Below are 24,557 nucleotides of genomic sequence, written 5' to 3'. Positions count from 1 at the left end.
ATTACTCATTGGCCATATCAATCTATGACCATAAACACTATACCACCTTTGAGCAAAATATTGTACCATCCTAGTCCAAAATCTCTTAAAATATTGCACTAAAAAATCTCATAAAATATTGCACTAAAAAAGAGTCACCACAATCAGTGACTCCGAGATATTGCCTTTAGATTATTATACCCCAAATTCAAACACTAAAAAAGACCTACCCCAGTACAAGGTAGGTTTTGGTGTTGTAAAATTTCGGAATACCTCGTTTCTTTATATTGTATTTGTACTGTAGCCGATATAGACTCTTACACTCACCAAAAGGTGATTTAAATAGTCTGTAAATCAGCATAAACTTTTCTAATTTACTTATTTCTTCTTACTCTTAAAGACTTGGGCTTCAATCGCATCTTCAATATAGTAATCAACCTTCTGACTAGAACCAAGATAAGCCTCTAAAAGTTCCTTGCTTTTATCATCCAAATTATTTTTAATCCTAGCCTTAGCTTGGTCTAAAACTTTCCTTTGTTCCTTAACATCAAAAGTCAATGTTTCACTTTCTTTTAAAGGTTTTACCACAGTCTGATTCAAACTATCCACAATGGTTTCAGCCAAATCAAGCACCTGATTAAAAGCAAACTTAACCTTCTCATTCTCAATCTTTTCACCAGCAAGCTTACCTTGTCTAATCACTTCCTTAACCAACATCAAAACAGCAAGACCTGTGATAATACTAATTAAAATTGTTAAACTTTCCTTCATTTAAACATCCTTTCTTTTATCTAAACGCTTATTTTTACTCAATCAAAAAGGAGAGCTTTTACACTCTCCCATTTTTCTCACTTATTTAATTCTTATTTTCTGACCAACCTTAATAATATTCGGATTGGTGATTTGAGGATTTCTCTTCAAAATTGTTTTAAGGTCTACCCCATATTTCTTACCAATCCCTGTCAAGGTATCTCCAGCCTTAACAGTATGGAAAACAGGTTTTTCTCTTAGTTGTCTATTTACTTCATCTTGAACAGTCTTGTAATTATAGCCTGCATTTTCAAGCTTTCTCACCCTATCCTGTCCTACTCCCCATTTCCCCGCTATAACTTCTTTGGCAATTTCTATAACAGGTTTCTGACTAACAGGTCTAACTGTATCTTGTGGTATAGGTCTGAAATATCTCTCATTAGCCGACCTTTTTCTGTCAATATAGTATGTTAGGTATGAGTTTAAATCATTCTTGCTAATGCCATTGTTAGAGTAATTACAATGAATAATCCCATCTTTCTTGTAGAACATTCCAGTATGACCCCTAGCACCTAGACTAGTACCTTCACCACCACGGATAAAAATATCTCCAGGTTGTACTTCATCATAAGAATAGATTTCTTTTAACACCTTCCCTTGTCTAGCAAGTGCAAAGAGTGTTTCAGTATTGCCAATCATAGCCGTCTTTGACAAAAACTCACCTGCAATCAAAGAATAAAAAAGAGAACTAGAACAATCAAAGCCAGGATTACCATTTCTCCTAACCATACTATAAGGGTAGTTTCCTTTTGTCCTATGATGGTCTTCCATCCATTTTAAAGCTTTTTTAATATCTCCCATATATAACTCCTTTCTTTTACAAACATTTTTAACGCATATAAAAAGGGACTAGACAAATCTAATCCCTACTGTTCTTTTAAACTTCTTACTTCTTTTTTAATTTCTTCGGCCATTTCCCTAGTCGCTGTCTCTTTAGTGCGGGCTTGCAACATGTCAATCTTACCATCTATCCTGTCAATCTTAGACCCCAACTCATCAAAACTTTGCCTACTTTCATCAGTATGCTTGTCAAGAGTCGACTCGTGGATATTAATCTTAGCCGTATTTTCAGCAATGATTTTTGTAAGTTTGTCATTAATTTCATTGCTTCTTTCAAACTGTTTTTCCTGACTCTTTGTCCAGGCTCTTTTATCAGTAATGTAAAAGTACAAGAAAATCCCAGCAATCACCATCAATATCCCATACTCGGATACGGCTTTTGTAGTTTCTATCATATAATCACCTCTTTTATTCCTTATTTGGGGACACACCCTCTGTTTTTCATACTACCACCTCTCTATGCAAGTGATGGTAAAATGTAATGTGTTATATTGTTATGAGTACCCCAATTGTATAGATTACCATTTAATACAAAAAATATAATCCTCGTACAACTTACAGGGTCTGATGTGAATATGGTTTTTACTAATTTGTCATAATTTGGCAATTTCTCAATGCTTTTTTCTTTTGTATTTAAGTTGATTCTTTCTATTATCCTCCAGTTATCTTTTACAGAAGTTATAGTTAAATCATCATTTTGAGTTTCAACTTCTGTGAATTTATCAAATTTCCATTCGTAAGAAATACTTACACTTTTATCATAATTTACTAATAACGATATACCTTCGTATGTATATCTATCACCTGAAGAATATGAACTGCAAGATAGAAGATTTCCTTTTGCCCACTGTGATAAGTCAATCTTTAATGTTGGATTTTTAAGAATCCCATTTATAATTTGGAAACCATATATTTTATTATCTGAAGTATGAATACTTAAACTATCTTTAGTACAATATATTATTTTGTCTAATTTATATTCACCTAGGTTGAAATTAAAAATATCACCATTACTATTCATTGCCGAAACAGTATTACCATTGTGCACACCTGTCGAACTAAATCCTTTATAAAAATCATCATAGTTATAAACCCTCAGATGTTTTTTATTTACCAAATTGTGAACTTCAATAATCGACTTATCATTCGCTGACGAAACTAAGGTATTTTCAGCAAATACTAAATCTATGTTTTTATTTGTTGGAATCTTTGTATCTATAGACCAAAGTTCTTCAAGTATCATAGAAATTCCATATAGTGTAATAAATCCATTATTATCCACACTAACAACCCCAAGGCAACTATTATCCCTATATTCCCATAGATTCATATACTTGTGCTTATCAGAACTTAATACTTCATTTAAGCCAGAAAATAAGGACAATTTTCCTCCTTTTGTTATAAAATAGAAATCGCTAGTAACTGATACGGATAATGCATCATCTATATTTTCAATAAGTGAGAAAGGCTCCTTGTCAGAATAATCTTCATATTCTGCTTTTAATTCCCATGGTTCAAATTTATGCCCAGGCTCCCATCCAGTTTTTATTTCTCCAATCTTATTTGCTAAGTCTTTAAAGCTATCACCTTTACTAGCTTCACCTTTCTTGTCGACAATAGCCTTAGCAATCAAGTTCTTACCATTATCGACATCGTAAAAAAGCTCATCATATTTTTTATTTAAAACTTTACCTTGTCTGGCTGATAAGGCTTTTTCTCCATCTTCACTTTCAAGATTGTCTATAACTTCACAGTCTTTACCATCTTCCCCTTTTGGACCTTTATCACCTTTATCACCTTTATCACCTTTATCACCTTTATCACCTTTATCACCTTTTGGACCAATAGGACCAATAGGACCAATAGGACCAATAGGACCAATAGGGCCGATATCTCCCTGTGGACCTGTTTCTCCCTTATCACCTCTATCACCTTTAATCTTATCAACATTTTCTAACACCGCTTGTCTTATGGCCTCATTGGCAATATTCTTAGCGGTTGCAACAGCCACAACAGCTGACCTACCATCAATATAAGACTGATAACCCTCGTGAATCCTTATACGACTTTCTCCGTCAGATGGGAACACGTGCCCATCAACTTCTATATCAACCATATATACACCTAAACCGAGTGCTTCATCTATTGTAAAGCTTACACGATTACCCTTTACAACACTTTCTTTGCTCCATTTGGTGTTTTTAAGCTTGTTATAAAGGTTGATAATGGCTGTCTTGCCATCTAGCATAGGGTCAGTCATCATATTATTATCATTGGTATAACCAAGTTCGTACTCTAAAACCGAGCTAGAATCCCCTTGTTTAATATTAACCCCGCCTTTTACTTGGATGAGGTTAAGTGTGTTCAATATATTAGCCATTGTTTCTCCTTTCTTTATAAGACTTTGTAATTGCCACGATTTTTGCCATACTTCCATTTATATTTCACAATTCTTTTGCCTTCATTTATCAAGTACACGCTGTCAGGGCCATCTGTTTTAAGGTTTTTCCCTTTAATGACCTTGTATGTCGCACACTCTCTTTCCGATAGTCGACTTCCATAAACTTTCAATTCTCCAGCATCATTCAATGCGAGAAGCTCTGAATCATTGTTTACAGTTATATCAAATTTTCCAGATACAACATCAACAGTATCAAAAACACCTTTGGTAAACACTCTCATTATACGGTCCCCTGTGTTAAGAATGTAATCATTATATCCTGTTCGATACACCCCACTTTTAATGTTCTTAAGTTCTGTGTAACGGTGTGAATTATGCAATATGTCATATCTAGTTTGTCTCCAGCATTCTCCCTTAAGAAACGCTGGCCCTACTAATCGCAACCCATCGGAATATAATAAATAAAATCTTTGACCACTTCCATAAAAAGGTAATAGTCCTACAATTGGCTCATCTACTCCGTCAAGTGGTTTAAATGTTGTCCACGTCTTGATTTTGCTGTCAAGATTAGGTGAAGTTTGAAACCCCCTTAATTGATTTCCATCATAAATCATTGTTATATTATCGTCAATATGAACATATTGGTCGAATTTATTCATTTTTAAACTATTCCCCAACAATATATGTGCATCCATATCCATTTGACCTATTGTCCTCATCTTAAAAGTAAAGTAGTCTCCTCCGCTGGTCATTGCACGTATAGTATAATCTTCGTCATAGGTGTCAACCAATCCTACAAACCTCTTATCAGTATTTGTAGGATTGGGTCTGTTGCGTAGTTCACGGTTATCGTATGTACGAGCCCCAACAGACTTTTCAGTAATATAATATACAATCCCATTTTTTATCACATAATCTATTATCGGGCTGTCAAATTCATAGGTAAAATTGTAAACTAATTCTCTATCTTTCATTAGACTTATCTTATCTTTCGGTATTATATCTCCCTTACCATATCCCGACTTTATGCTGCCAATCTTACTAGCCAAACTATCAAAAGACTCACTTTTATCAGCCTCTGTTCCTTTGCCAACAATAGCTTTGGCTATTTTATCTTTTCCATCATTGGCATACTGAAAAAGTACTTTACCCTGTTCAGCAGACAAAACTTTATCAACCCCACCGTCAGTTAGGTTATTGACAATTGATACACTCGCATCAGTACCGTCTTTACCTTTAGGACCTTGTGGACCAATGGGACCAGTAGGACCAGCCTCACCTTTATCACCTTTAGGTCCAGTAGGGCCTTGCAATCCTCTCTCACCTTGTGGACCACGCAAAGACTCTTTTTGTTCCTTTGTCAAATCAGCAAAAGTCATTGTACCGTCTTTACCTTTAGGACCTTGTGGACCAGTAGGACCTTGTAATCCCCTATCACCTTTAGGACCAGTAGGACCAGTTTTACCATCGTTTCCGTCTTTTATTGTGACAGTAGTATTGTCAGAAAAAGTAATTATATTATCTTTTCCTTGTTTTTTTGTATTGGCGACAGTTATCGACTTACCAGGTTCACCCTTTGCTCCTCTGTCTCCCTTATCACCTTTTAATTCAGTTTTGCCAAGTTCTTTTACCGCTTTTTCAGCTTCTTCCCTGACAAACTCTTTTGTGGTTTTTGCATATAAATTAGCTGTTTTACCATCTAATAATTCAGCATAACCCTTTTTAACATCGATTATATAATCATTGTCAGAGGGAAAAACATAACCGTCACACGATATTTCAAGAATGTATTTATCGTCTATTAAATTTCCTGGCATTTTAAAGTCAACTGTAGAATCTTTTACCTTAGCTTTAGTTTCCCAGTACACTTTTGATGTCGGGTTTCGTAAAGATATTAACGCTTCTTTACCGTCTAAATGTATTTCATTACCAGTTGAATCTGTTAGAATAAAAGAAAAAGGTGTAGACTTATCCGATTGTTTGATAATTCTTCCGCCTTTTACTTGTATTAAATTTAAAGAACTAAAACCCATAAACTCTCCTTTCTTTCATTCAAATTAACAAAACAAAAAGAGTGTATAAAACACCCTTTAATTCTTGCTATTCTCTTTCACATCCTCCACCACTTCGGGTAGTTTGGCATATCTTGTAAAGTAATCTCTTACCCCATAAGTCGCTTGGTCAAAATCACCCATGGTAAATTTGTACTTCCTAACAATTTCAATCATTTCGTCACGTGCTTTTTCAATATTGTTATTTTCCATTTAATTCTCCTCTTTAATATTCTCAACAGGTGACAAAGAAACCTCATCACCCTTGTCTTCATAATCTATTCCATTATCATCTAAAAGCTTTCTAAGTCTTTCTATCTCTTTCACAAAATAATCATTGTTTTTTATCATAATATCTAATTGTGTTTCAAGACAAAAACAATCATAGATTTTTTGACTTAATTGTTGGCTATATTTTTGTAATATTTGTTCGTTCATTTATAGTCCCTTTTTTTTGCTTATGTGACTCTAATCTTTCGAAAAGAAACCACTATATTTATCAAAATTCCACCTTTTACCATTAGGAGCGATGATAAATAACTGTTGTCCGTCATTAGTTACAGCAATTCTCCAATCTCCACTACTACTATCAAAATAAATCGAATTGTAAAATGTGACGGAGCGTTTAAAATTTGAACTACCGTTAATATCTAATCCTCCATAAGGGTACAAATTCATTTTTTCTGTTGCGTTTAAGTACATTTCACCACTAGAATTAATAACAACCCTTCCAGCCCAGACGCCAAAATTACGTCCAGCTTGCAAATGTATACCTTTATCATAAGCATACATTTGTCCTGAATATTCTCCCGTTGACTTATCCCAAAATTGTATAGCACCGTCTTTAACTCTTATCTTGGAGGATGCTCTCCCGTCATAGGTAGAACCTTCTGTTTCAAATGTACCACTAATATTAACATCAGAATTAAAATTAACCTGTCTTGCATCAAAGGTAAAACTACTAGCTTCTTGTTTGAATATAGACCTGGCTTCACTTGAAGAAACTTTAGTCTCAATAGACGATTCCGTCTGTCTAATCCTAGATGATAAACTACTATAATTACTAGAAGCAGTCGACTTCACACTAGAAATTTCACTTTCAATCTTGTTATTAGTTTGTGTAATCCTAGAAGACAAAGAGTTATAATTAGAATCCAAGCTCCTAATCTTAGACTCCAGACTCCCTTGCCCAATCTTAAAGTCTTGTTGAATATTCTTTACCTTATTTTCAATATTACTAATCTGACTATTATTCGACAAATCAATATCAACATTTCTAAGTTTCAAAGTCTTCCCATCCCAATACATTGAGAAATTGTTTATAGACTCTCCTATCAAAAATGTTCCATTCTCCAAGTCAAACTCTACTTTTCCACCCTTAAGTATTCCTGCTACAATGAGGCTTGCTGTAAATCCGTCACCAGTGCCAAAACTAGTAAAATCAAATTCACCATTAGGAAGCTTCTTATTAGCTATCCTTAAGTGACCTCCGCCTAGTTCAATACACTTGGTAGGGTTTTGTTCAATAGGCTTGTCATATACCCTAATCCCTTTATCGGGTATAAAATAAACAAAACCGTCCGTATTGTTAAGTTCCCTATTAAGTCTATCGGCAACAGAACGCAAGAAACCCTTGTTTGTCATAGTTGCAAGTCTTTTGATTTCTTCACCGATTAACCTATCACGGTTTTCTATCAATCGTTTTAATCTTTCTGTTTCAACAATGCTGTCTGTCAAGCTCAAAAAGTAATTACCCAGGGTGATATCCATATCTTCCCCAGTAAAAGGATGGTCTACAATCTTAATCACACGGGTCAAGACTTTTTCATTAATACTCTTGTCAGATATTAAAACCTCATCTCCAAGACCAACTCCTTCAACAATACCGCCCATATCTTGATATTTGCTTATATCTTCAACATTTATATCATAAGATATTTTAGGCTTGCTTCTTTTTTCAAGTTCTTCTTTTGTGAGTCTTAAAAGTTCTTCCTTATCTTCACAGTCTTCGGCAACAAAGACCCCTTCAAGATGCTTTCTTTCTAGACCTATACCATACTTAAGTCGGGTATCATTGTTTTCTACATATTTTTTCCCACCGTTTACATCTGCAAAGTTAATTCTTCTACCGTATTTAGAGTCTTTATCGTCCATCTTTTCTTCACTTATATCACGTTCTTCATCAACTATTTCTTCACCCTTGCCATAACCATAAAGCTTAGAACAAATGGTAGAATAGTCTATAGTTTTCTTGATATTGTTAAGGTCTTTTCTGTAGGTAAATCTCTTTCCATTATTTGACCCCATCTTCTTATACAGGTCTACATACCTACCCACAACCTTACTATCCCTAACTTCAATCCTATAATCTATTTCACAACCAAGGCTTTCTACAATTCGGTATAGACAATTTCTTACATTGGTATGGTAAAAATTGGTAGATATTCTTCCAACATCTTCTACAAAGCCTACTTCAAACCTTGTATCTTCTAACAGTCTTCCTAATATCGACTTTGCAAGTTCATTCCTCGGCTTAAGGTCGTCAACATATGTATAGAAAAGCTCATATGATGAGTCTTCTCCATAGGCTATATATTTGACTTCTTCATCTCTTTCTATGTCGACAGATGAGATTATATACTCTCTCCACTTAGCCAGGCCATCCTTAAAAACTATCCTATCACCTTCAAGAATTTCCTCACTACTCTCTGTTTCAAGTGTATTCTCACCATTAAGCTCTCTTGTTCTAGTTATATCGTAACAATCAATAGAACGGCTTAATTCTTCGTTTTTGTCTAAAAGTAATATCAATATATCACCTAACTTTCGTCATACATATATCTTTCATAATATTTCATCTTAACAGGTACTGTGCTTCTTACTCTCATACCGTCATAAATCATAAAGAAATCACTAGCCCAATCAAGTCTTTTCATATCAAGACTGCCACTAGCAAAAACAGTTTCATTCTTAGAGTCTATCTCAAACTTCCTACTAGCACCAGACTTTATAATGATTTCTCCACCGTCTTTATCATATGAGTATATTTTTCCGCCAGACCCTTCAAAGGTGAATATAGGATAAGTAGGTAAATTTCCACCAAGTCTAACAGTCTTATCAGTAAAACTACCTGTTTCAACATATGACCTAGACCTACCAGACCCAGATGGAACAAGAAAAGTGATTTTTATAAGTTTTTGTAAATCCCTGTGAGCTTCTTCTATGTTATAATCAACGACCACAGCGTCATAAAAAACTCTACTATCCTTATAATTTAAAACCCCTAGCTTATCACTAGAGGTGTTTTTATAAATCATATTCATTACCTTACCAAGGTCTATCCCTTTAAAAATCCTTAAGTAAATATCTATATATAAGGGTTCAAGCTCTTTTCCCTTGTAAAGAACTCCATTTCTACCTTGTATTTCTTTTGTCTTCACCCTAATGCCAGGGGCAAAGTTCCTGTCTACCTTTTCAAGTACACCATATTGGGCCAGGTTAATTCCATTAAACAAGACCCTATCAGCAATCGGATTATAACTTATGTCATCTACTAATACGCCCTTTTCCATTATAAACCTAACCCCCTTCTTTTCCTATCAATCATTTTTTGTAATTCTTTAGCTATTAACTCTATGTCATTATCATTTCTTACAACAAATTCATTGCCAGAAATGTATATGTCACCACCTGTACTACCTTCAAGTTTGGCCATAGTATCAACAAATATGCCGGACAATTTCTCAATAGGTAGGACAGCCTCGGGTCCTGCTTCACCCACACCTTTCATTCCGTATGGTGTATTAAACATCGTAGGTTTAGTAAAGATTGCACCCTTTTTATACCAATTTATTCCCGCTGGTATAGAAAACGATGTGTTTAATACTTGATATTCTTGCCATTGAATATGAGGTCTAGGTATTCTTGGCATTGGCATTGTAAAATCAAACATTTTTTTAATATTTTCAACTATGGTTTCAAATGGCTTTATAAAAAGGTCATATAAACCTTTTGTAACACTATTCCAACCTTGGGTAATTTTATCAGCTATCTTTCCAGGTAGTTTTTTAAAGTTATCAATTTGGGTATTTATTTTCCTTTTCATTTGTATGACAAAACCATCTAGAGTAATGTTAATATCTTCCCATAAATTTTTAAACCAGGTCTTAACACTAGTCTTAGCATTATTCCAAGAACCAGATATTTGTTTACCCCATCTTTCAACGGTTTCGTCAACACTTTTCCAAAAACCATCCCAGTTCTCGCCCATATTCTTACTAAAAAGTTCCCAACCTTTTAATATCTCACCAGTTTCCCAGTTGACTTCTCCAACGTGGCCTTTAGCCTGTTCTTTGGCTTCTTTAACTATTTTTTCATGCCTTTCTTCGGCATCTTTTATAGTCTTTTCACGAACTTTTCGGGCATTTTCTATTATTTCATCAGCAAGTTTAGCACTTTCTTCTGTACCTTGGGCTCTCAATTCTTCTGCTATTCCGATTCTTGTCGCATATTCTTCTTCTGCTTCGGCAATGGTTTTTTCCTTGGTTTCTAGTGAGTCTTTTACGAGTTTTGCGGCTTGTTCGGTAGATAAAATCCCAGCTTGGTCTTTCATACGTTGTCTGATAACAGCGTATTCTTTTTCACTTTCTGACAAGACCTTAATGCCATCATCCCTCATTTGAGTTTGGATTTTATCTATTTCAGCTCTTTCTTCTTCGGTGAGAGTCCTTTTATCACTACTAGCCTTTTCAAGGATTTCCTTTATCCTCGCTTCACCTTCTTCAGTTCTTTTACTAATATTCGCATAAACTCTCTCTACACCAGATTCAATGGCCATATTATGAGCGTTTCTTTCTACACCCATTTCTTCATACATTTTTCTAATAGAACCGACAGCTTCTTCTTTTTTCTCATCAACCTTTTTGGCGATTTCTCCACCTAGACTAGCAAAATGACCAGATATAGTTTCTACAGTTTCTTTACTTACAATATCTCCACTAGCCTTAAGTCCGTTAAGAGCTGTTGTAGCTTCCTTATCAAGTTCAAGAAAACCTCCGACGGCCTTCTTAGTTCCTTCACTTACTTCTTCTCCAAATACGTCAGATTGAATACACGCTTCCTTCATATGGTCATTTAATTTTTTAAAACCATAGATAGCTCCACCTGCAATAGCGGCAACTAAAAGACCCTTTGGTCCAAGGGCAAAAGCTAATTGTGCAATCCCTTTAGAAAACAAACCTGTTTCAGCACCTGCTAGACTAAGACCACCTTTTAAAAGTTTCATATTTCCAGCGACATCTCCTGCCACTTTAAAGAGTCCACCAAGACCCTTGCTCAATATACCTACAGCCTTTATACTTGGTCCAAGAGCGGCAAGACCTAATAAAGCCTTAACCCAGAATTTTATTTGTTTAGGGTCGAGCTTACTTGCCTTATCCGCCATTTCTATTAACCAAGAAACTGTATCTTCCATTACAGGTAATAGCGTATCAGCAACTTTTAATCCAAAAGCAACGAGATTATTTTTTAATTGTTTAAACCTTGCCGCATTAGTTTCAGCAAAAATGGCAACTTCCTTAGCAAGTGCGGTATTTTCTTCATAAGCTTTGGTAGAGGTGTGAATAGCATCTGCAAACTTATCGTGAGCCCCTGCCAATCTTTGAACAGTATCTATCTCACGGATATTATTCATTCCAAGACCCTTGAAAATCTCACTTAGGTCTTTTCCGTCCTTTTTTAAGTTCCCCATTCCTTCGAGGAAGCTATATAAAACTTGGGTAGGTCCTTTTCTCCAGGATTCAGCCATATCTTCCGCATGGATTCCTGTTACCTCACTAAGAATAGAAACTTGTTCGTTACTTTCTTTAAAGGTTTTTATAAGTTCTTTTAACTCATCTTCGCTCATATTCATAGCGTTTGCAATAGCTTTAAATGTAGCCTTACCTTCTTTGCCCGTGAGTTTACTTGCATTAACTACCTGATTTAAGGTTAGTCCAGTTCTCTCAAGTATTGTGTTCATTTGTTTAGTCGAACTCTCGGATTCAAGAATAGCTCTGTTCATCTTATACATAACTCTCGAAAAAGCAGAACCACCTTGTTCAGCCTTAAGACCTACGGAAGATAAAGCGGTCGCTATACCCATTATTTCAGCTTCGGTTAAATTTATAATTTTACCTTGGGCAGCAAGCCTCAATCCCATTTCAGTAATTTCGGCTTCACTTGTAGCAAAGTTATTACCCAAATCTACAATAGCAGAACCAAGGTTGCTTACTTCATCTTGACTCATTTGAGTAATATTAATAAACCTTGACAAGTCCATAGAACCTTGCTCTTTAGTTAGGTTCGTTGCTATAGTTAAGTCGGATATGGTCTTAGCAAAATCAGCGATATTTTCTTTCTTAATACCGAGTTGACCTGCCATTTCACCTATTGCGGCCAAATCTTTAGCGGCCACAGGTCCTTCTTTACTCATTTCAACAAAAGTGTCTTTCATTTGAGAAAGTTCAGCTTCCGTCATATCAGTAGTCTTAAGCACCCCAGCCATAGCTGATTCGAGGTCAACGGCTTCCTTAGTTGCCGCTGTAAACATACCTGCAATAGGGGCAGTCACCTTCATTGTCAGACTGTTGCCAACAGAGTTTGCTTTATCCCCAAAACTATTAAGCTTATCACCCATTTCATTAAGCTTCTTATAACCCTCACTTGCTTCAAGGGTTAATTTTTTTAATTCTCCAGTAGTTTTTACAACTTCGGCACTTATCTTAGCGTATTCTTCTCTTGCAAGTTCACCTTTGTTAAACTCTTTTAGGGCTTCTTCTTGGGCACTTTTGACAAGTTCTAACTTCTCTTTAGTTTGACTTATGGCCTGTCCTAGAATTACTTGTTTTTCCCTCGCCACGTCAACGTTCTTAGGGTCAAGTTTCAAGGCTTCATTTAGTTTGCCGAGTGTTTCCTTGGTCTTACCAATCTTTTCATCAAATATTTGTATTTTTCCTGTTAGTTCGGCAAATGCTGATGATTTTTGACCTATTGTTTTAAGTGAGCCTTCAAAACTTCTAATCTTTTGTTCAGTAGCTTTTATCTCACGTTGCAGGGCCATAAGTTCATCTTGACCAACCTTGCCATCCTTAAAATCTTTTTCTAAGATTTTATAAGCTTTGTTAAGTTCAGCCAGTCTTTCTTTGGAAACTTCTATTTGCTTGTTTAAAGTTGTAAATGATTGACTATATAAGTCTTTGTCATTAGGAGCTTTTTTCAAAAGAGAGTTTATCTCACGCATAGCCTTATCAAGTTTATTTAATTGGTTATAGGTTTTTCCCATGACCTTATCAAACTTGGATGTATCAGCCCCTATTTCTATGGTCATTCCTCGTATTTTTGTAGCCATAAACCCTCCTTTCTTTAAAACCTGTCAAAGTCAGCCTGGGTTGCAAGTCTTGTTTTTACTTCGGTTTCTTTCTCATCTTTAGGCTTATGGAAATCTGTATAAGAAATAATATAATCAACCAAATTTCCAGCCGTCATATTAGAAATCATTTCAAAACCCATACCGCAAGCCAGACCACTTTGATACATTAAATCAATATCTACTCGACTGTCTCCATCTTTATCATTTCGGTATTCTTCTTCACTAATTTTTTTTTACTTCCTAATGATTCAAGCAAAGCAGGTACAAATTCTCTCATAACATCGAAAATAGGAAATTCATCAAAAGTACTAAACCATATTTCAGGGTTAGGTAATTCACCGTTTGCATTCTTCGCAAAAGCCCATAAAAGATTTAAAAAGTCAACCATTTCAAAATTATAGGTTGATTCTAATGTCCTACCGACAGCATTAAGAACTTCCCCACCTGTTAAAGCTTCTTCCTTTTCTTCTTCCTTTTCCTCATATGCCTCAAATATAGAGAAATCTAAATTAGATAAGATTTCACCTATAGTTGGCACAATCTTATTCATAGCGTCATACGAGAACTGATTTTTAAAAATATAAAAGGCGGAAAGTGTGAATTTAAACTTCACATTCTTACCACCTATATTGATTGTCTTTTCCATGTCTTATCTATTTCCCTGTACTTGATGCACCACTTAGTTTTGGCTCATAGACCTTATCATAGAAAGTGCTATAACCAGTATCTCCTTCTTTGATTCTAGCCTTAACAAACTTATCGGTTGGTCTTGGCATAGCTTTAATAGAAAGTGTATCAGTTTGAGGCTCTTTAGTATCGTTTACTGTTGAGTGCTCGTCATTAGGTCTAGAAGCAACCACCTTATAAAGTATGTTTCTAGTTCTTTTTGCATCCCCTTGGAACTCAAAAGCCATTGCAAATGATGAAATTTTATCATCAGCAGTTTCTATGATTGCCCCATTTTCATCTTTCATTTGTCCTAAAATTTGAGTAGTAAATTCATCTGTAATTATTGCAATTTCCAAATCTCCAGCATAACCATTGTTAGCATAAGTTTGGAAATATGGTATATCATCAGCATAGAAAGTACTTTCGTTACCCTCTATTGATAAAGATAAATTTACAGCACCTGGTAATTTTATTGCTTTTGTAGCATATGTTATTTTGTCAGCATCTTCATTTTCGATTTTCCAAATGTGTACGTTTGATAAACCAAATTTTACCTTGTTGATTTTTTCAGTCATTTCATTCTCCTTTAAATTTTTTAAAATAAAAAACCCTGTTATTTAACAGAGTTTTCATTGGTTTTATTCGATTAAATGTAATAAGAAATTGTCATCATTCTTAAATGTAATAATAAATTACAAAAATATCTTCACCTTCTATCAGAATGTCTTCGGATTTTCCCCAAACTACTTCCCATTCATCAAGTCGGTTTTCAATTTTTTCTTCTAGTTCTTCATCTTTTATTCTAAAATAGTATTCTAAAGTGTACCTATAAGTTTTATAATAAACCCTATTGTCCGCTTCAAGGTTTCTACTTCCCCTTGTCCTATACACTAGATAAGGGGCTTCCTCTTGCCTAGTCACATAGTAGTCAATAGGGATTTCAAAATGTTTAAATATTTTAGATGGCAATGTCATTTTATCCTCCCTAGTTTCTTAACTAATGATTTATGGTAATATTCAGCCCCAGCTTCTTCACTAGGTTTTATATGAGGTTTTCCCTTAACATATTTACCAAACCTATATTGCCAGCCTGGGGCTACAGCATGGCCATTTTCAAGAAGATGGGTCAAAGTAGGCTCTTTTGCATTGTAGATTTCAAACCTACCTACAAGACCACCTACATTTTCATAGTTGATTCTCCACCCACTCCTATAATGAGCTTTTCCCTTTCGCCAAGGGTCTCTCATTTTAGCAGGTGTAAAAGGGCTTTCTTTTTTAACCAATTGTAGGGTATATTCACTAGCCTCTTTGCTAGATTCTTCTATAGCATCTTCAACTTCTTTTTTATACTCTTTCATAAGTTCTTGATATTGGTCAAGTAAAGATTTACTCATAGGTTTTACCCTCTATTCTTTCACCGTGACTTATCCTTATCTCATCTTGAAATACCTTTATAAGTTCCCTTCTAACTTCCCTAGCAGGTGTACCCTTAAGTACTTCTACCACGATTTCTATATCATCTGTGGTAGGAGCATAAGAACCCTTATAAGATTTTCTATCACGAGGTAGGATATTAGATGAAGGAGCATAAGTCCTAATTACCTTGTAAAGTTGGGTCTTACCGTCGACAAAGTCAATTACGTTTTCCACAACGTCTAGACTGTTACCAAATATAATATATTCACAATCTATATATTGATTTTTACGCATTGTAATTACTTTAGACGGTCTATACCTATTGTTCTTACCGAGGTAAAATTCCTCACGTCCTATATCTCTTATATGACAAAAAGCTTGACTTATGCTAGTTTCATCAAAGTATAAAAGAGTGTTGGCATATTCATCTTTTTCCTCAAAATATGCCTTCATCATCAAACAGACTCTATCGTAATTCATTTACACCTACTCCTACATTCTTCTTCGATTTCTTTGATTACTCTATTTATCCCTGTTTGTGAGTCTTCTTTATTGCTTTTATTTCCACTATCTAATTCATCCTTATCGTCATACACCCCAGTAGGTCTTACATCGTGCACCTTTTGTAGGTATAGATTTTTAAGTCTAAATTCGAGATTCTTTGGCAATCCTTCAAGTGAGTCACGGTTAGAGTACCTATAAGCTGATAGGTCCACAACAAACATAAAAACATCCATCCTGTTCATATCAGCTTTTATATGGTGTACTCTTTCAAGTTCTTCTATAACCCCGTTTACAATGGCAGTTATATATTTATCTTGGATGCTATTTAGAATACCCTCTCTTTGTTTTACAAGTTCTACGGCGTTATCTACTAATTTAACATCCATTTAAAAGCTCCTTATGCACCTGTAGAAGGTGTAGCTGTCTCTTTGAATTTAAGTCTTACAAAGGCTTTTGGATTAGCAACCTTACCGTCGTATCTACCTCTAATTTTATAACCGATGTTTTCTTCAATCCATTGTAGTCTATCGTTAGTATCAAAGGCCATATCTTTTCTTTCACCGAGGATATATTGGTTAAAGTCACCGATTACAACTTCATCATCCTTGATAACATTTGATAAAAGTATTCTTGTACCATCTGGCAGGTTGTTTCCCATACCATATACAAATTTACCATTGCTATCCTTACCCCATGTTTCAGGATAGATGCATTTATATAGGGTTTTTCTATTAGCTACAAGAGTGATAGTTCCTTCTTTAGCGTTGTGTTCATAAAATTGTGTATCAAGTTCACCAATGTGACCTAATACTTCAAGAATATTTGATACTGTTTTAGTAGTCTTGATTACAGAACATATTCCCTCTGGTTCCTTAGCAGCAGCACCCTTACCTTCATAAATTGCCTTGTCAAGTGCTTCTGCAATAGCCTTAGCAAATTCATTCATAATATAGTTGGCGATAGTTATATTGTGGTGTCTATTTTCATTTACATCTTGTACGAATGATTCGCATAAAAATAGATAACCACCTAGTTTGTAGTTATCTAGCTCAATAGCGTTAAGTTCGCCAAGTGTTACTTCTTTTAATGGTTCACATTTTTCAGTCCAGTACATGGTTGGTGTACCAGCGTTCATAATAATTCTTGCCTTACCAACTAGCTCTAATTTTCTTACAATATTGTAAAGTGAACCATACTCACCAATTCTTTGGCTGATTTCATAGTAAACATCATCAGGCACCATAAAGCCAGCTGTTTCAGTAGTCATTCCTGCAAGTGCCGCCCTATTGAAATATAGGTCTACAACATCCCTAAAGAATTTTCTGTTTTCTTCACTTCTGTCAAGTATTTGACCAACTCTTTCTCTAGTGTTCATATTATCAAAATTCATAGATAACCCCCTTGTTAAAACTTCTTTCTTTTCAATTTTTCTTTGTTCGCCTTCTTCGGTTTCAGTTTCTTCTTCGTTGTCTTCCTCAATATCGGAAATTTCTTTTTCAATTTCTTCAATTTCTTTTTCTAGTTGGGTTTTTTCCCCGACCTTATCAGCCTTTTCTTTTTCAAGACCTTCTACGATTTCTTCAACAGTTTTTGCATCTTCTTCGCTTGTAGATTCATCGATTTCATCAATAGCTTGGGCGGTTTCGTCTTCCCTTTTTTTGATAGCTTTGATTTCTTCTTCGATTAATCCAAGCTTGTTTTTTCTTTCTTCTAATTTTTTTCTAAGCAGTAATACTCTTAAGCTCATTCATTCTCTCCTTCAATTTTTCTTTTCTATCTAGCATAGATTCTTTCTTACGCTCTTCCTCAAAAGCCTTTTTCCTAGCCGATACGCTAGTATTTTCATAAGCAGGAAAAGCAACAACACTTACTTCAATCAGTTTGCACCTTTTAACAATAAAGAGTTCTCCATTAGACCTGGTTTCCCTTTCTTCCTCGGTTGGTATAAAACCAAAAGAACATTGGTCTATGTCACCCCTCTTTACTTTTTGGTATAAAGAAAAGGCCTCTGGGTCATCTTTGTTAATCAAGATAGAACCCCATAGACCTTTTTCATCGCTCCTAAGAGTTAAAGTATTGTTTTTTACACGTCCTAAGACTTTTTCCCTATCGTGACCTGCCAAGGCTCTTATATCCTTGTCAAGTTCACCATCAAAGGCGTTTCTGTCTATCTTTTCATAGACTCCATCCCACAGTTCAGTTTCATCATCATAGACTACAAAATAGCCCTCGATTCTTAATTCTTCGTTGTCATTATTGTTTCTAAGATTAACATGACTTGTCCTGTATTGCACGTCTTTTGCTTGATTGTCCCTATACTGAGCATCATTCACCATTATCACCACCTTCTAGAGTGTTATTTTCAAGCTTCTTTTCATGACCGTCTTTTAACTTTTTCTGGTCATCATCTTTTAATTTCTTTTGGTCACCGCTCTTGTCTACTGGTATGTAGTTTTCGAGTATCAATAACTCATCCAAACCGTCAATAGGGCTCATTCCAATAGCATCTCTTACCTCATTTCCTGTCACTATTCCGTGTTCATACAGATTAGTATAAACTTCGGTTAAAACATCGAGGTCATAAGATAACATAGATTTTCTATTAAATGTAAAATATCTATCAGGGGCTACAAGTAGTTTTCTTGTAAACTCTTGCTCTATCGCTAGACAAATGACTTTAATTTTACTTCTAATAAAATTGTTGTATTCATCCTGGTTATAAGCTCCTACACCCAATAAAAAAGCAGGTATTCCAAGAATACTTGCTACACTCTCTTTATCTATTTTTATTCTTTCGTTAATTCCAATATCATTTAAGGTCAAAGGTTGTATTTGCTCTACATTCATCAAATCAGGAACTATCCAAGGTTGCCCATTTTTAGCCCTTTTGATAAATCTTTTTTCAATATCATCCCTACCTTCGGAACTTTTTAAATCCCCTGGTAAAGCCGCAACCTTTATGATTACAGTAGGTAACATTTGGTTTTCAAGGAAATCATGAACTGTAGACCTAGCTTGGCCCAATCCGTCCATTAAGTCTTGAAGCAATACCTCTTGCCCTTTTCCTATCCAAGGTTTCTTTAAATCGGGATTGTACCTAAAATGTAAAACCTCATCAGGCTTATAAACTTTATTGTCTTTAGAAACATGAATGTAATAAGTTTTTTTATTTTTCCATTCTTCATTTACAATCTCATATTCCCTATAATCTAAAGGTTCAAGGTCGTAAAGGTAACCATTTCTTGTCTTAGGTATAATTACGGCATTACCAAACAAAACCATTTCTTGAACAATCCAAGATATTAACGATTGTCTATTCATGAGTCTTGACGGTTCTATGTCAATAAACCTTGACAAACCATCCTTGACCCTTACATCTCCATTGTTCGTATTTTTCATCTGGTAAATAGTCATAGCGGAAATTATCTCCGCCATTTTCTCAACCCCAGCCTTTATTTCAGGGCTAGTATCAAGAGTCCTATAACCTTTTGGTACATATTTTCTATAATCACAATCTACGGACCAACCTGCAAGAGCGGCTATTTCTTCCTTGTACCCATCAACATATGGATAAGATTTTTCTTCATCTCTTTTAAACCAATCTAGTATTCCAATATTAATCACCTCCTTGGGCCTTTATTCACACAATAATACCTGGGCTTCTTATTCAAAGTCCTAAACTCCGATTCTGTTAGTATTCTCTTCATCGCTATCAAATATTTTTTCTCATAGGGATAGGTCATACTATCAATTAAATTCCTACATTTGATTGCCTCTTTCCTACTATAAAAATGAGCATGTTGACTATATTCTCCATGCTCTCTTTTAAGTAAATATGCTCTTTTCATCTTCGGGTAATGTATAATACTTAATTTCATTTCTCTTTTAACCAATCTTCCCACAACTGATGACCTGCTAAATCGTTTATAAGTCTTACAGTTGCAAAAACACTAGCATCAAATAAATCTATTCTTAAGTTAGGTAGAATTTTTTCATACTGTATCATATCATCTGTCTTTTCCATTCCGTGTACGTTTTCTACACAATATTCATAAGCGGGTGAATGACAATAGTACAATTCTCCACTAAGAGCCTTTCTTTCTATACGTCTAAAGCCTTTTGATTTATTAATATAAAGCTGTGGTTCATCTACCATTTTAAAACCCTCATTTTTCATCATAAGGTAAAATTCATCGGCAAACTTCCTATCAAAACCTACCTGTCTTATGTCAAAACCTTTATCACGCATCATTTTAAACCAATTTACTATGTCGGTATAGTTGACTACCTCACTATTACTCATAGTCAAAAGTCCGTCATCTTGCCAACCAAATAAAGGTATCTCGTCTTCATCAGCCTTTATATAAGCCCTAGTTATCGGGAAAAAAGCGTGAGTTATGATTATATCCACACCATTATAGCAACCAACAAGAGCTGTTGCCGTCAAGTCGTGCATCTTAGATAAATCCGCACCACCAAACCAAGCTATATCAAGTTTAGCGAGTTCTTCTATAGACCAATCATATTTACTATCAGATTTTCTAAAGGTATCGATATTGAAATATGATTTTAATGATGACGTATAAACATCAAGGTCTTTTGCTAAAAACTCTTTCCTCATTTGAGGGTCGTGTTCGGCATCTATAGCATCCGACATCATATCATCAGGTCTTATAGTAACCCCATAATTAGGACTTGCCATCTCATGAATTTCAGGATTGGTGTAATCTACAGACCCATCTTCCTCCTGGTCAGCCTTACTTATAAATACAAATTGCTTATCATTTTCAACCTGGTATTTTCCAGTTTCGGGATTTTTATTGATTACCTTTTGACAATATAGCAACCTCTTATAACAAAAAGAGTTCATATCATCCCCAGCTGTAGTAATACCGATTATAAGCTTGTTAGTATAAGCTCTCATGGCCTTTTTCATAGACGTATATTTACTAGCATTTTTGTATTCGTGAAGCTCATCCATTATTACAAAGTTGGCGTTAAGTGAGTCCCTATCAACAAGTGCTTCTATACTTAGTGACCCTTTTTCAAATTCACGCTTGATTGAGTGTTCGTTGTTATTATCAAGAATTTTAAAATAATCTCTCTCACCCCAGGCATTTATGTTTTTGACAATAAAATTAAAAGCCTGTAGAGCTTGTTTAATAACAGCACCTACAATGTAAACCTGTGAATTACTCGCCATATCAAGCACGCCTAAAGCAAAAGCAAGAGCCGCTGAAAAAGAGGTTTTACCATTCTTCCTTGGTATCATAATAAAAGCTTCTTGAAATCTCCTATTGTTAGTTCCTTTCCAATAAAATCCGACAAGGTTGTATATAATAAACTTTTGCCAAGGTTCAAGTTTTAAATTTCTTCCTGCTAGAGGTGCACCATTCAAATCCTCACCCTGTATGTGTTCAAAGAGATTTTCTATTATGCCGATTACAAAGTTAGCTTCTTTAGTTTTAAAATCAAATTTAGGATTTTTAAGGTCGTCCTTATATCTTTGGCAAGTTTGTTTTAACTCCTTGCAAGCTATTTTTTTACCACTTAGAATATCGTCTACATACTTATTTACTTCTTTTAAATTAATGTTTTCCTTTTTCGCCATATAATCACATCTGACTTAGACTTATTAACATTTCTTCAACCTTGGAAACCTTGGTTTCGTCACCAAAACTATCTTGTTTTAGCTTTTTAAGACCTGACGGTGTAATTCCAAGTTCCCTTAAGTATGTTAAAATATCCATTCTTAACTTTTCCATTGATTGATATAAAGGGTTTTTTACAGTATTTGTTTGACCGTTTTTATTTGTATATTCTATTACTAAAAGGCGTCCTTCTGCTTCCCATTGACTTCTGGCGTCACGATAATCAGTCAAAAGTCCGTCAAGGATTCCTATACTAAGAACAAAGGCATTGTCATATGTTCCTATGGCCTTCATACAGTCGACAATAGTTTTTGTTATATCATTTTCTAAAAGTTTTTCGACTTCTTTACTGTTTCTGCTAGAATTATTCAAGTTGCCTAACCTATCATAGTTTTTCTCCTTTTCCGTCACTTCCAAACACCTTCTTTCTAACTCTTTCTTGTAGTCTTTTACCTTCTATTGTTATTTCATCCGTCAACCTGTCGTGCATTTTATTATGTGCTTTTTTAGACAAGGAGATTAAGTTGTCAGGATTATAAAATAATTCAGGATATTCCTCCGCAGGGAAAATATGGTGTACTACTTCGGCATCTTCACGCTTACCATATCTCACCCCTATTTGGCAAAGATAATTATCACGCACTAATACATATTTTCTTAAATTCTGCCAAGTTTTTGTCTTATATAAACTATCAAATTTTCCTTTTTTTCGCATTAAAACCATTCCATTTCAAACATTCTGTCATATATCTTCTACCACCCACAGACCTATAATGATATATGTTTTCCCCAGCGTGTAACATTGCACACCTGTCCTATTGAATGTCATTTTTCCCAACAAAAAAGCAGCCTTTTTAAGACTGCTTCAATGTTTGAGATGTAAAGTGGATTAAGCACCATTGAGAAAACGAAAAGTATTATAATAACATCATTAGGAGGACGCTTTTCTGCACATCTCCACACTACTATTATATCACATTTTTAAGATATAACTTCCCATCTTTTTCGCATTTTCCACCATTTATAGAGCTTTATTAGAATTAACTACCATAAATTTAACATAACAATTCTCTTAGGTTTTCTAGCAATTCCCATAAAGCATAAGAGATATATGTCTTACTCCGTCGTTAGCTATTCTGTATATTTGACTTTGACTGTAATGATATTTAGATTTAAGAGTCTCTATCCTACCATCTCTTTTCTTTTTCCCATATATTTCAAGGGTTATGTCTTTTTCAAGTTCGCTCATACCCTCCATAGCCTTATCCATTCTTTTAATAAGGTCTATGTTAGACTGACGATTTTTTTCAAGTAGGTCTATTTCAGCGTTGATATTAAGGATTATTTCCTCTTGACTAAGACTTCCTCCAGCACCGCTTGATATACCATACTTACCTATCATATTTTTATTCTTTTCTTTGTTTTTTAAGCACATTATGTCATTATCTATCCTGGCTAGAAATTCTTTAGCATAAGTGTATTTCAAAAGCTTGTCCTTGACAGCCATTTCATAAAAGTTCCTCAAACAAACCTCTTTTCTATTTCAGATTCTTTCACATTAAAAAGAGTTATAAATCTCAAATCTTCTATCAACATTCGTCTTAAATGTCGTGGTAAAAGATTAAAATCACCCAGTAATTCAAATCTTTTATTGATTAAGTCAGCATAGACTATAGGTTCATTATCCATAGTAAAAATTTTAAAACCTCCACTTATCCTGATTACCTTATAATCCAATCCTAACTTCTTACAAAGTTTAGGCAATACAATATTTAGCTTTCTTGCCACCAAGAGTAAATCATCCATAAATATCCTCATAATCAGCTAGGTCAAAATCAAAAACAAAAACAGGATATTCCTCTTTCATTATTTTTAAAATCTGATAAGCAACCTCTCTTATAGATTGATGTGCCGCCTTATCAAGTCTTAGCTTTAAAAAGTGCCTTATCTCTCTAAAATTCATTGTCATATACAATCTAGTTGCCGTACATAGTGGTAGAATTGCCCTGGCCTTGTCCCTGGTGGATTTTTTATCACCACCTAGAGAACCATATGTTAGTGTCATATCAATACACCTTGATACTATTCTCTCTTTTTCTTCCTCACCATATGAATGGTCTAGTACAATCTCTAAATCGCTTAAATTCACGTATCTGGTTGATTCTTGACTATATGAAGCAAGTCTATGCCTTACAATCTGATTAGCACAAGCCCTATCTGTGGTTATAAGAAAAGATAGGCTGCCATGCTCAATTATAGATTCGTGGTCTACTGCAATTAAATTTTTCAAAAACTTTTCTCTACCTTCCCTGGTTTCACTTCTTTTAGACCTGTAACATAATCTAGTTGCTTGTTCTATCTTGGATAAAACATCATCATAAGATAGGTTTTCTTTCACTAGCTCTACTTTATTTTCTAATATTCTTACCATTATAAATCCTCACTTCTTCAATTCTTCAATCTTTTTAAAAAGATAATCGATGTTATCTCTTATCTCACCCTTTGTCATTTTATACATATCTTCAACCTTGTAGTTTTTAGTCAAAGCTATCGCATACATTTCTTCTTTCTTTGGTATTAAAACTTGTAGAAGAACACATATTAACATAAATACTATGATTTTCTTGCGAAACATAATATTGTAATTATATTTTTGAGTATAAAATTCATTGCGTTCCTCATTGTAGCTATAACTCATATAATCTTCACAATCCTCTATTATATATGTGGTATAAAATACAACACCCACACCTATTACAAAGCCAAGGATTGTCAACATATCTATAGTTTTCAAAACTGATATTAAATATATAATCTTACCCATTACA

At 34.6% G+C, this 24,557-nt stretch carries 27 protein-coding genes; all 27 read right to left on the bottom strand.

Translation table 11 applies throughout. The features are described 5' to 3' along the window. Positions 1 to 357 precede the first annotated feature (357 nt). The 27 genes from K8P03_RS05235 to K8P03_RS05105 all read right to left on the bottom strand — a co-directional run bounded on the left by K8P03_RS05235 (position 358) and on the right by K8P03_RS05105 (position 24,553). Complete coding sequence (locus tag K8P03_RS05235) at positions 358 to 750, bottom strand: hypothetical protein (RefSeq protein ID WP_223419031.1); 393 nt, start codon at positions 748 to 750, stop codon at positions 358 to 360. An 81-nt stretch (positions 751 to 831) separates the two neighbouring features. Next, positions 832 to 1,590, bottom strand: a complete 759-nt coding sequence (locus tag K8P03_RS05230) for a peptidoglycan amidohydrolase family protein (protein ID WP_223419029.1) — start codon at positions 1,588 to 1,590, stop codon at positions 832 to 834. 65 nt (positions 1,591 to 1,655) lie between these two features. Then, the gene (locus K8P03_RS05225) at positions 1,656 to 2,024 is read right to left on the bottom strand and encodes a hypothetical protein (protein WP_223419026.1); all 369 of its coding nucleotides are present in this window, start codon (positions 2,022 to 2,024) and stop codon (positions 1,656 to 1,658) included. 62 nt (positions 2,025 to 2,086) lie between these two features. After that, on the bottom strand, positions 2,087 to 4,009 hold the full coding sequence (locus tag K8P03_RS05220) for a hypothetical protein (RefSeq protein WP_223419024.1): 1,923 nt from the start codon (positions 4,007 to 4,009) through the stop codon (positions 2,087 to 2,089). Between the two features lie 14 nt (positions 4,010 to 4,023). Beyond that, positions 4,024 to 6,063, bottom strand: a complete 2,040-nt coding sequence (locus tag K8P03_RS11220) for a collagen-like protein (RefSeq protein ID WP_263285021.1) — start codon at positions 6,061 to 6,063, stop codon at positions 4,024 to 4,026. Positions 6,064 to 6,120: 57 nt separating this feature from the next. After that, on the bottom strand, positions 6,121 to 6,294 hold the full coding sequence (locus tag K8P03_RS05210) for a hypothetical protein (RefSeq protein ID WP_223419022.1): 174 nt from the start codon (positions 6,292 to 6,294) through the stop codon (positions 6,121 to 6,123). Next, a complete protein-coding gene (locus tag K8P03_RS05205; RefSeq protein ID WP_223419020.1) occupies positions 6,295 to 6,519 on the bottom strand; it encodes a hypothetical protein in 225 nt (74 codons plus the stop codon). A 30-nt stretch (positions 6,520 to 6,549) separates the two neighbouring features. Further along, positions 6,550 to 8,892, bottom strand: a complete 2,343-nt coding sequence (locus tag K8P03_RS05200) for a phage tail protein (RefSeq protein ID WP_223419018.1) — start codon at positions 8,890 to 8,892, stop codon at positions 6,550 to 6,552. Between the two features lie 8 nt (positions 8,893 to 8,900). Beyond that, positions 8,901 to 9,653, bottom strand: a complete 753-nt coding sequence (locus tag K8P03_RS05195; protein WP_223419016.1) for a phage distal tail protein — start codon at positions 9,651 to 9,653, stop codon at positions 8,901 to 8,903. Further along, positions 9,653 to 13,468: a phage tail tape measure protein gene (locus K8P03_RS05190; RefSeq protein ID WP_223419014.1), complete on the bottom strand. Its 3,816-nt coding sequence runs from the start codon at positions 13,466 to 13,468 to the stop codon at positions 9,653 to 9,655. The genes K8P03_RS05195 and K8P03_RS05190 overlap by 1 nt, the downstream gene beginning before the upstream one ends. A 14-nt stretch (positions 13,469 to 13,482) precedes the next feature. Continuing rightward, a complete protein-coding gene (locus K8P03_RS05185) occupies positions 13,483 to 13,656 on the bottom strand; it encodes a hypothetical protein (protein WP_223419012.1) in 174 nt (57 codons plus the stop codon). 11 nt (positions 13,657 to 13,667) lie between these two features. Next, positions 13,668 to 14,135, bottom strand: coding sequence for a hypothetical protein (locus K8P03_RS05180; RefSeq protein ID WP_223419010.1), 468 nt, complete (start codon positions 14,133 to 14,135; stop codon positions 13,668 to 13,670). 7 nt (positions 14,136 to 14,142) lie between these two features. Continuing rightward, positions 14,143 to 14,733 carry a major tail protein gene (locus K8P03_RS05175; RefSeq protein WP_223419008.1) on the bottom strand — a complete coding sequence of 197 codons (591 nt, stop codon included), beginning with the start codon at positions 14,731 to 14,733 and terminating at the stop codon, positions 14,143 to 14,145. Between the two features lie 100 nt (positions 14,734 to 14,833). Continuing rightward, complete coding sequence (locus K8P03_RS05170) at positions 14,834 to 15,133, bottom strand: hypothetical protein (RefSeq protein WP_223419006.1); 300 nt, start codon at positions 15,131 to 15,133, stop codon at positions 14,834 to 14,836. Next, the gene (locus tag K8P03_RS05165; protein ID WP_223419004.1) at positions 15,130 to 15,552 is read right to left on the bottom strand and encodes an HK97 gp10 family phage protein; all 423 of its coding nucleotides are present in this window, start codon (positions 15,550 to 15,552) and stop codon (positions 15,130 to 15,132) included. The genes K8P03_RS05170 and K8P03_RS05165 overlap by 4 nt, the downstream gene beginning before the upstream one ends. After that, positions 15,545 to 16,054 (bottom strand): hypothetical protein, encoded by a 510-nt coding sequence (locus K8P03_RS05160; protein WP_223419001.1) that lies wholly within the window; start codon positions 16,052 to 16,054, stop codon positions 15,545 to 15,547. Before K8P03_RS05160 ends, K8P03_RS05165 begins: the two co-directional genes overlap by 8 nt. Beyond that, positions 16,051 to 16,464 carry a hypothetical protein gene (locus tag K8P03_RS05155; RefSeq protein WP_223418999.1) on the bottom strand — a complete coding sequence of 138 codons (414 nt, stop codon included), beginning with the start codon at positions 16,462 to 16,464 and terminating at the stop codon, positions 16,051 to 16,053. Before K8P03_RS05155 ends, K8P03_RS05160 begins: the two co-directional genes overlap by 4 nt. 11 nt (positions 16,465 to 16,475) lie before the next feature. Continuing rightward, complete coding sequence (locus K8P03_RS05150) at positions 16,476 to 17,825, bottom strand: phage major capsid protein (protein ID WP_223418997.1); 1,350 nt, start codon at positions 17,823 to 17,825, stop codon at positions 16,476 to 16,478. Beyond that, on the bottom strand, positions 17,800 to 18,414 hold the full coding sequence (locus tag K8P03_RS05145; protein WP_223418995.1) for an HK97 family phage prohead protease: 615 nt from the start codon (positions 18,412 to 18,414) through the stop codon (positions 17,800 to 17,802). The genes K8P03_RS05150 and K8P03_RS05145 overlap by 26 nt, the downstream gene beginning before the upstream one ends. Beyond that, positions 18,404 to 19,702 carry a phage portal protein gene (locus K8P03_RS05140; protein WP_223418993.1) on the bottom strand — a complete coding sequence of 433 codons (1,299 nt, stop codon included), beginning with the start codon at positions 19,700 to 19,702 and terminating at the stop codon, positions 18,404 to 18,406. The genes K8P03_RS05145 and K8P03_RS05140 overlap by 11 nt, the downstream gene beginning before the upstream one ends. 250 nt (positions 19,703 to 19,952) lie before the next feature. Beyond that, complete coding sequence (locus K8P03_RS05135; protein ID WP_223418991.1) at positions 19,953 to 21,689, bottom strand: terminase large subunit; 1,737 nt, start codon at positions 21,687 to 21,689, stop codon at positions 19,953 to 19,955. A 4-nt stretch (positions 21,690 to 21,693) separates the two neighbouring features. Next, complete coding sequence (locus tag K8P03_RS05130; RefSeq protein WP_223418989.1) at positions 21,694 to 22,140, bottom strand: P27 family phage terminase small subunit; 447 nt, start codon at positions 22,138 to 22,140, stop codon at positions 21,694 to 21,696. Next, a complete protein-coding gene (locus K8P03_RS05125) occupies positions 22,115 to 22,444 on the bottom strand; it encodes an HNH endonuclease (protein WP_223418987.1) in 330 nt (109 codons plus the stop codon). Before K8P03_RS05125 ends, K8P03_RS05130 begins: the two co-directional genes overlap by 26 nt. A gap of 366 nt (positions 22,445 to 22,810) precedes the next feature. Then, complete coding sequence (locus tag K8P03_RS05120; protein ID WP_223418985.1) at positions 22,811 to 23,254, bottom strand: hypothetical protein; 444 nt, start codon at positions 23,252 to 23,254, stop codon at positions 22,811 to 22,813. Further along, positions 23,251 to 23,535 (bottom strand): hypothetical protein, encoded by a 285-nt coding sequence (locus tag K8P03_RS05115; protein ID WP_223418982.1) that lies wholly within the window; start codon positions 23,533 to 23,535, stop codon positions 23,251 to 23,253. Before K8P03_RS05115 ends, K8P03_RS05120 begins: the two co-directional genes overlap by 4 nt. Next, complete coding sequence (thyX, locus tag K8P03_RS05110; RefSeq protein WP_223418980.1) at positions 23,528 to 24,160, bottom strand: FAD-dependent thymidylate synthase; 633 nt, start codon at positions 24,158 to 24,160, stop codon at positions 23,528 to 23,530. Before thyX ends, K8P03_RS05115 begins: the two co-directional genes overlap by 8 nt. A gap of 9 nt (positions 24,161 to 24,169) precedes the next feature. Further along, entirely contained in the window at positions 24,170 to 24,553 is a 384-nt protein-coding gene (locus K8P03_RS05105) for a hypothetical protein (protein ID WP_223418978.1), read from the bottom strand. Positions 24,554 to 24,557 lie beyond the last annotated feature (4 nt).

Source organism: Anaerococcus murdochii (genome assembly GCF_019957155.1).
GTDB classification, from domain to species: Bacteria; Bacillota; Clostridia; order Tissierellales; family Peptoniphilaceae; genus Anaerococcus; species Anaerococcus murdochii.
This window is presented reverse-complemented; position numbering and strand designations above follow the sequence as displayed.

Excerpts from the sequence above, each read along its gene's own strand:
- K8P03_RS05235 (WP_223419031.1), bottom strand. The coding sequence starts at position 750 with ATGAAGGAAAGTTTAACAATTTTAATTAGTATTATCACAGGTCTTGCT.
- K8P03_RS05230 (WP_223419029.1), bottom strand. The coding sequence starts at position 1,590 with ATGGGAGATATTAAAAAAGCTTTAAAATGGATGGAAGACCATCATAGG.
- K8P03_RS05225 (WP_223419026.1), bottom strand. The coding sequence starts at position 2,024 with ATGATAGAAACTACAAAAGCCGTATCCGAGTATGGGATATTGATGGTG.
- K8P03_RS05220 (WP_223419024.1), bottom strand. The coding sequence starts at position 4,009 with ATGGCTAATATATTGAACACACTTAACCTCATCCAAGTAAAAGGCGGG.
- K8P03_RS11220 (WP_263285021.1), bottom strand. The coding sequence starts at position 6,063 with ATGGGTTTTAGTTCTTTAAATTTAATACAAGTAAAAGGCGGAAGAATT.
- K8P03_RS05210 (WP_223419022.1), bottom strand. The coding sequence starts at position 6,294 with ATGGAAAATAACAATATTGAAAAAGCACGTGACGAAATGATTGAAATT.
- K8P03_RS05205 (WP_223419020.1), bottom strand. The coding sequence starts at position 6,519 with ATGAACGAACAAATATTACAAAAATATAGCCAACAATTAAGTCAAAAA.
- K8P03_RS05195 (WP_223419016.1), bottom strand. The coding sequence starts at position 9,653 with ATGGAAAAGGGCGTATTAGTAGATGACATAAGTTATAATCCGATTGCT.
- K8P03_RS05190 (WP_223419014.1), bottom strand. The coding sequence starts at position 13,468 with ATGGCTACAAAAATACGAGGAATGACCATAGAAATAGGGGCTGATACA.
- K8P03_RS05185 (WP_223419012.1), bottom strand. The coding sequence starts at position 13,656 with ATGTATCAAAGTGGTCTGGCTTGCGGTATGGGTTTTGAAATGATTTCT.
- K8P03_RS05180 (WP_223419010.1), bottom strand. The coding sequence starts at position 14,135 with ATGGAAAAGACAATCAATATAGGTGGTAAGAATGTGAAGTTTAAATTC.
- K8P03_RS05175 (WP_223419008.1), bottom strand. The coding sequence starts at position 14,733 with ATGACTGAAAAAATCAACAAGGTAAAATTTGGTTTATCAAACGTACAC.
- K8P03_RS05170 (WP_223419006.1), bottom strand. The coding sequence starts at position 15,133 with ATGACATTGCCATCTAAAATATTTAAACATTTTGAAATCCCTATTGAC.
- K8P03_RS05165 (WP_223419004.1), bottom strand. The coding sequence starts at position 15,552 with ATGAGTAAATCTTTACTTGACCAATATCAAGAACTTATGAAAGAGTAT.
- K8P03_RS05160 (WP_223419001.1), bottom strand. The coding sequence starts at position 16,054 with ATGAATTACGATAGAGTCTGTTTGATGATGAAGGCATATTTTGAGGAA.
- K8P03_RS05155 (WP_223418999.1), bottom strand. The coding sequence starts at position 16,464 with ATGGATGTTAAATTAGTAGATAACGCCGTAGAACTTGTAAAACAAAGA.
- K8P03_RS05150 (WP_223418997.1), bottom strand. The coding sequence starts at position 17,825 with ATGAGCTTAAGAGTATTACTGCTTAGAAAAAAATTAGAAGAAAGAAAA.
- K8P03_RS05145 (WP_223418995.1), bottom strand. The coding sequence starts at position 18,414 with ATGGTGAATGATGCTCAGTATAGGGACAATCAAGCAAAAGACGTGCAA.
- K8P03_RS05135 (WP_223418991.1), bottom strand. The coding sequence starts at position 21,689 with ATGGCGAAAAAGGAAAACATTAATTTAAAAGAAGTAAATAAGTATGTA.
- K8P03_RS05125 (WP_223418987.1), bottom strand. The coding sequence starts at position 22,444 with ATGCGAAAAAAAGGAAAATTTGATAGTTTATATAAGACAAAAACTTGG.
- K8P03_RS05115 (WP_223418982.1), bottom strand. The coding sequence starts at position 23,535 with ATGGATGATTTACTCTTGGTGGCAAGAAAGCTAAATATTGTATTGCCT.
- thyX (WP_223418980.1), bottom strand. The coding sequence starts at position 24,160 with ATGGTAAGAATATTAGAAAATAAAGTAGAGCTAGTGAAAGAAAACCTA.
- K8P03_RS05105 (WP_223418978.1), bottom strand. The coding sequence starts at position 24,553 with ATGGGTAAGATTATATATTTAATATCAGTTTTGAAAACTATAGATATG.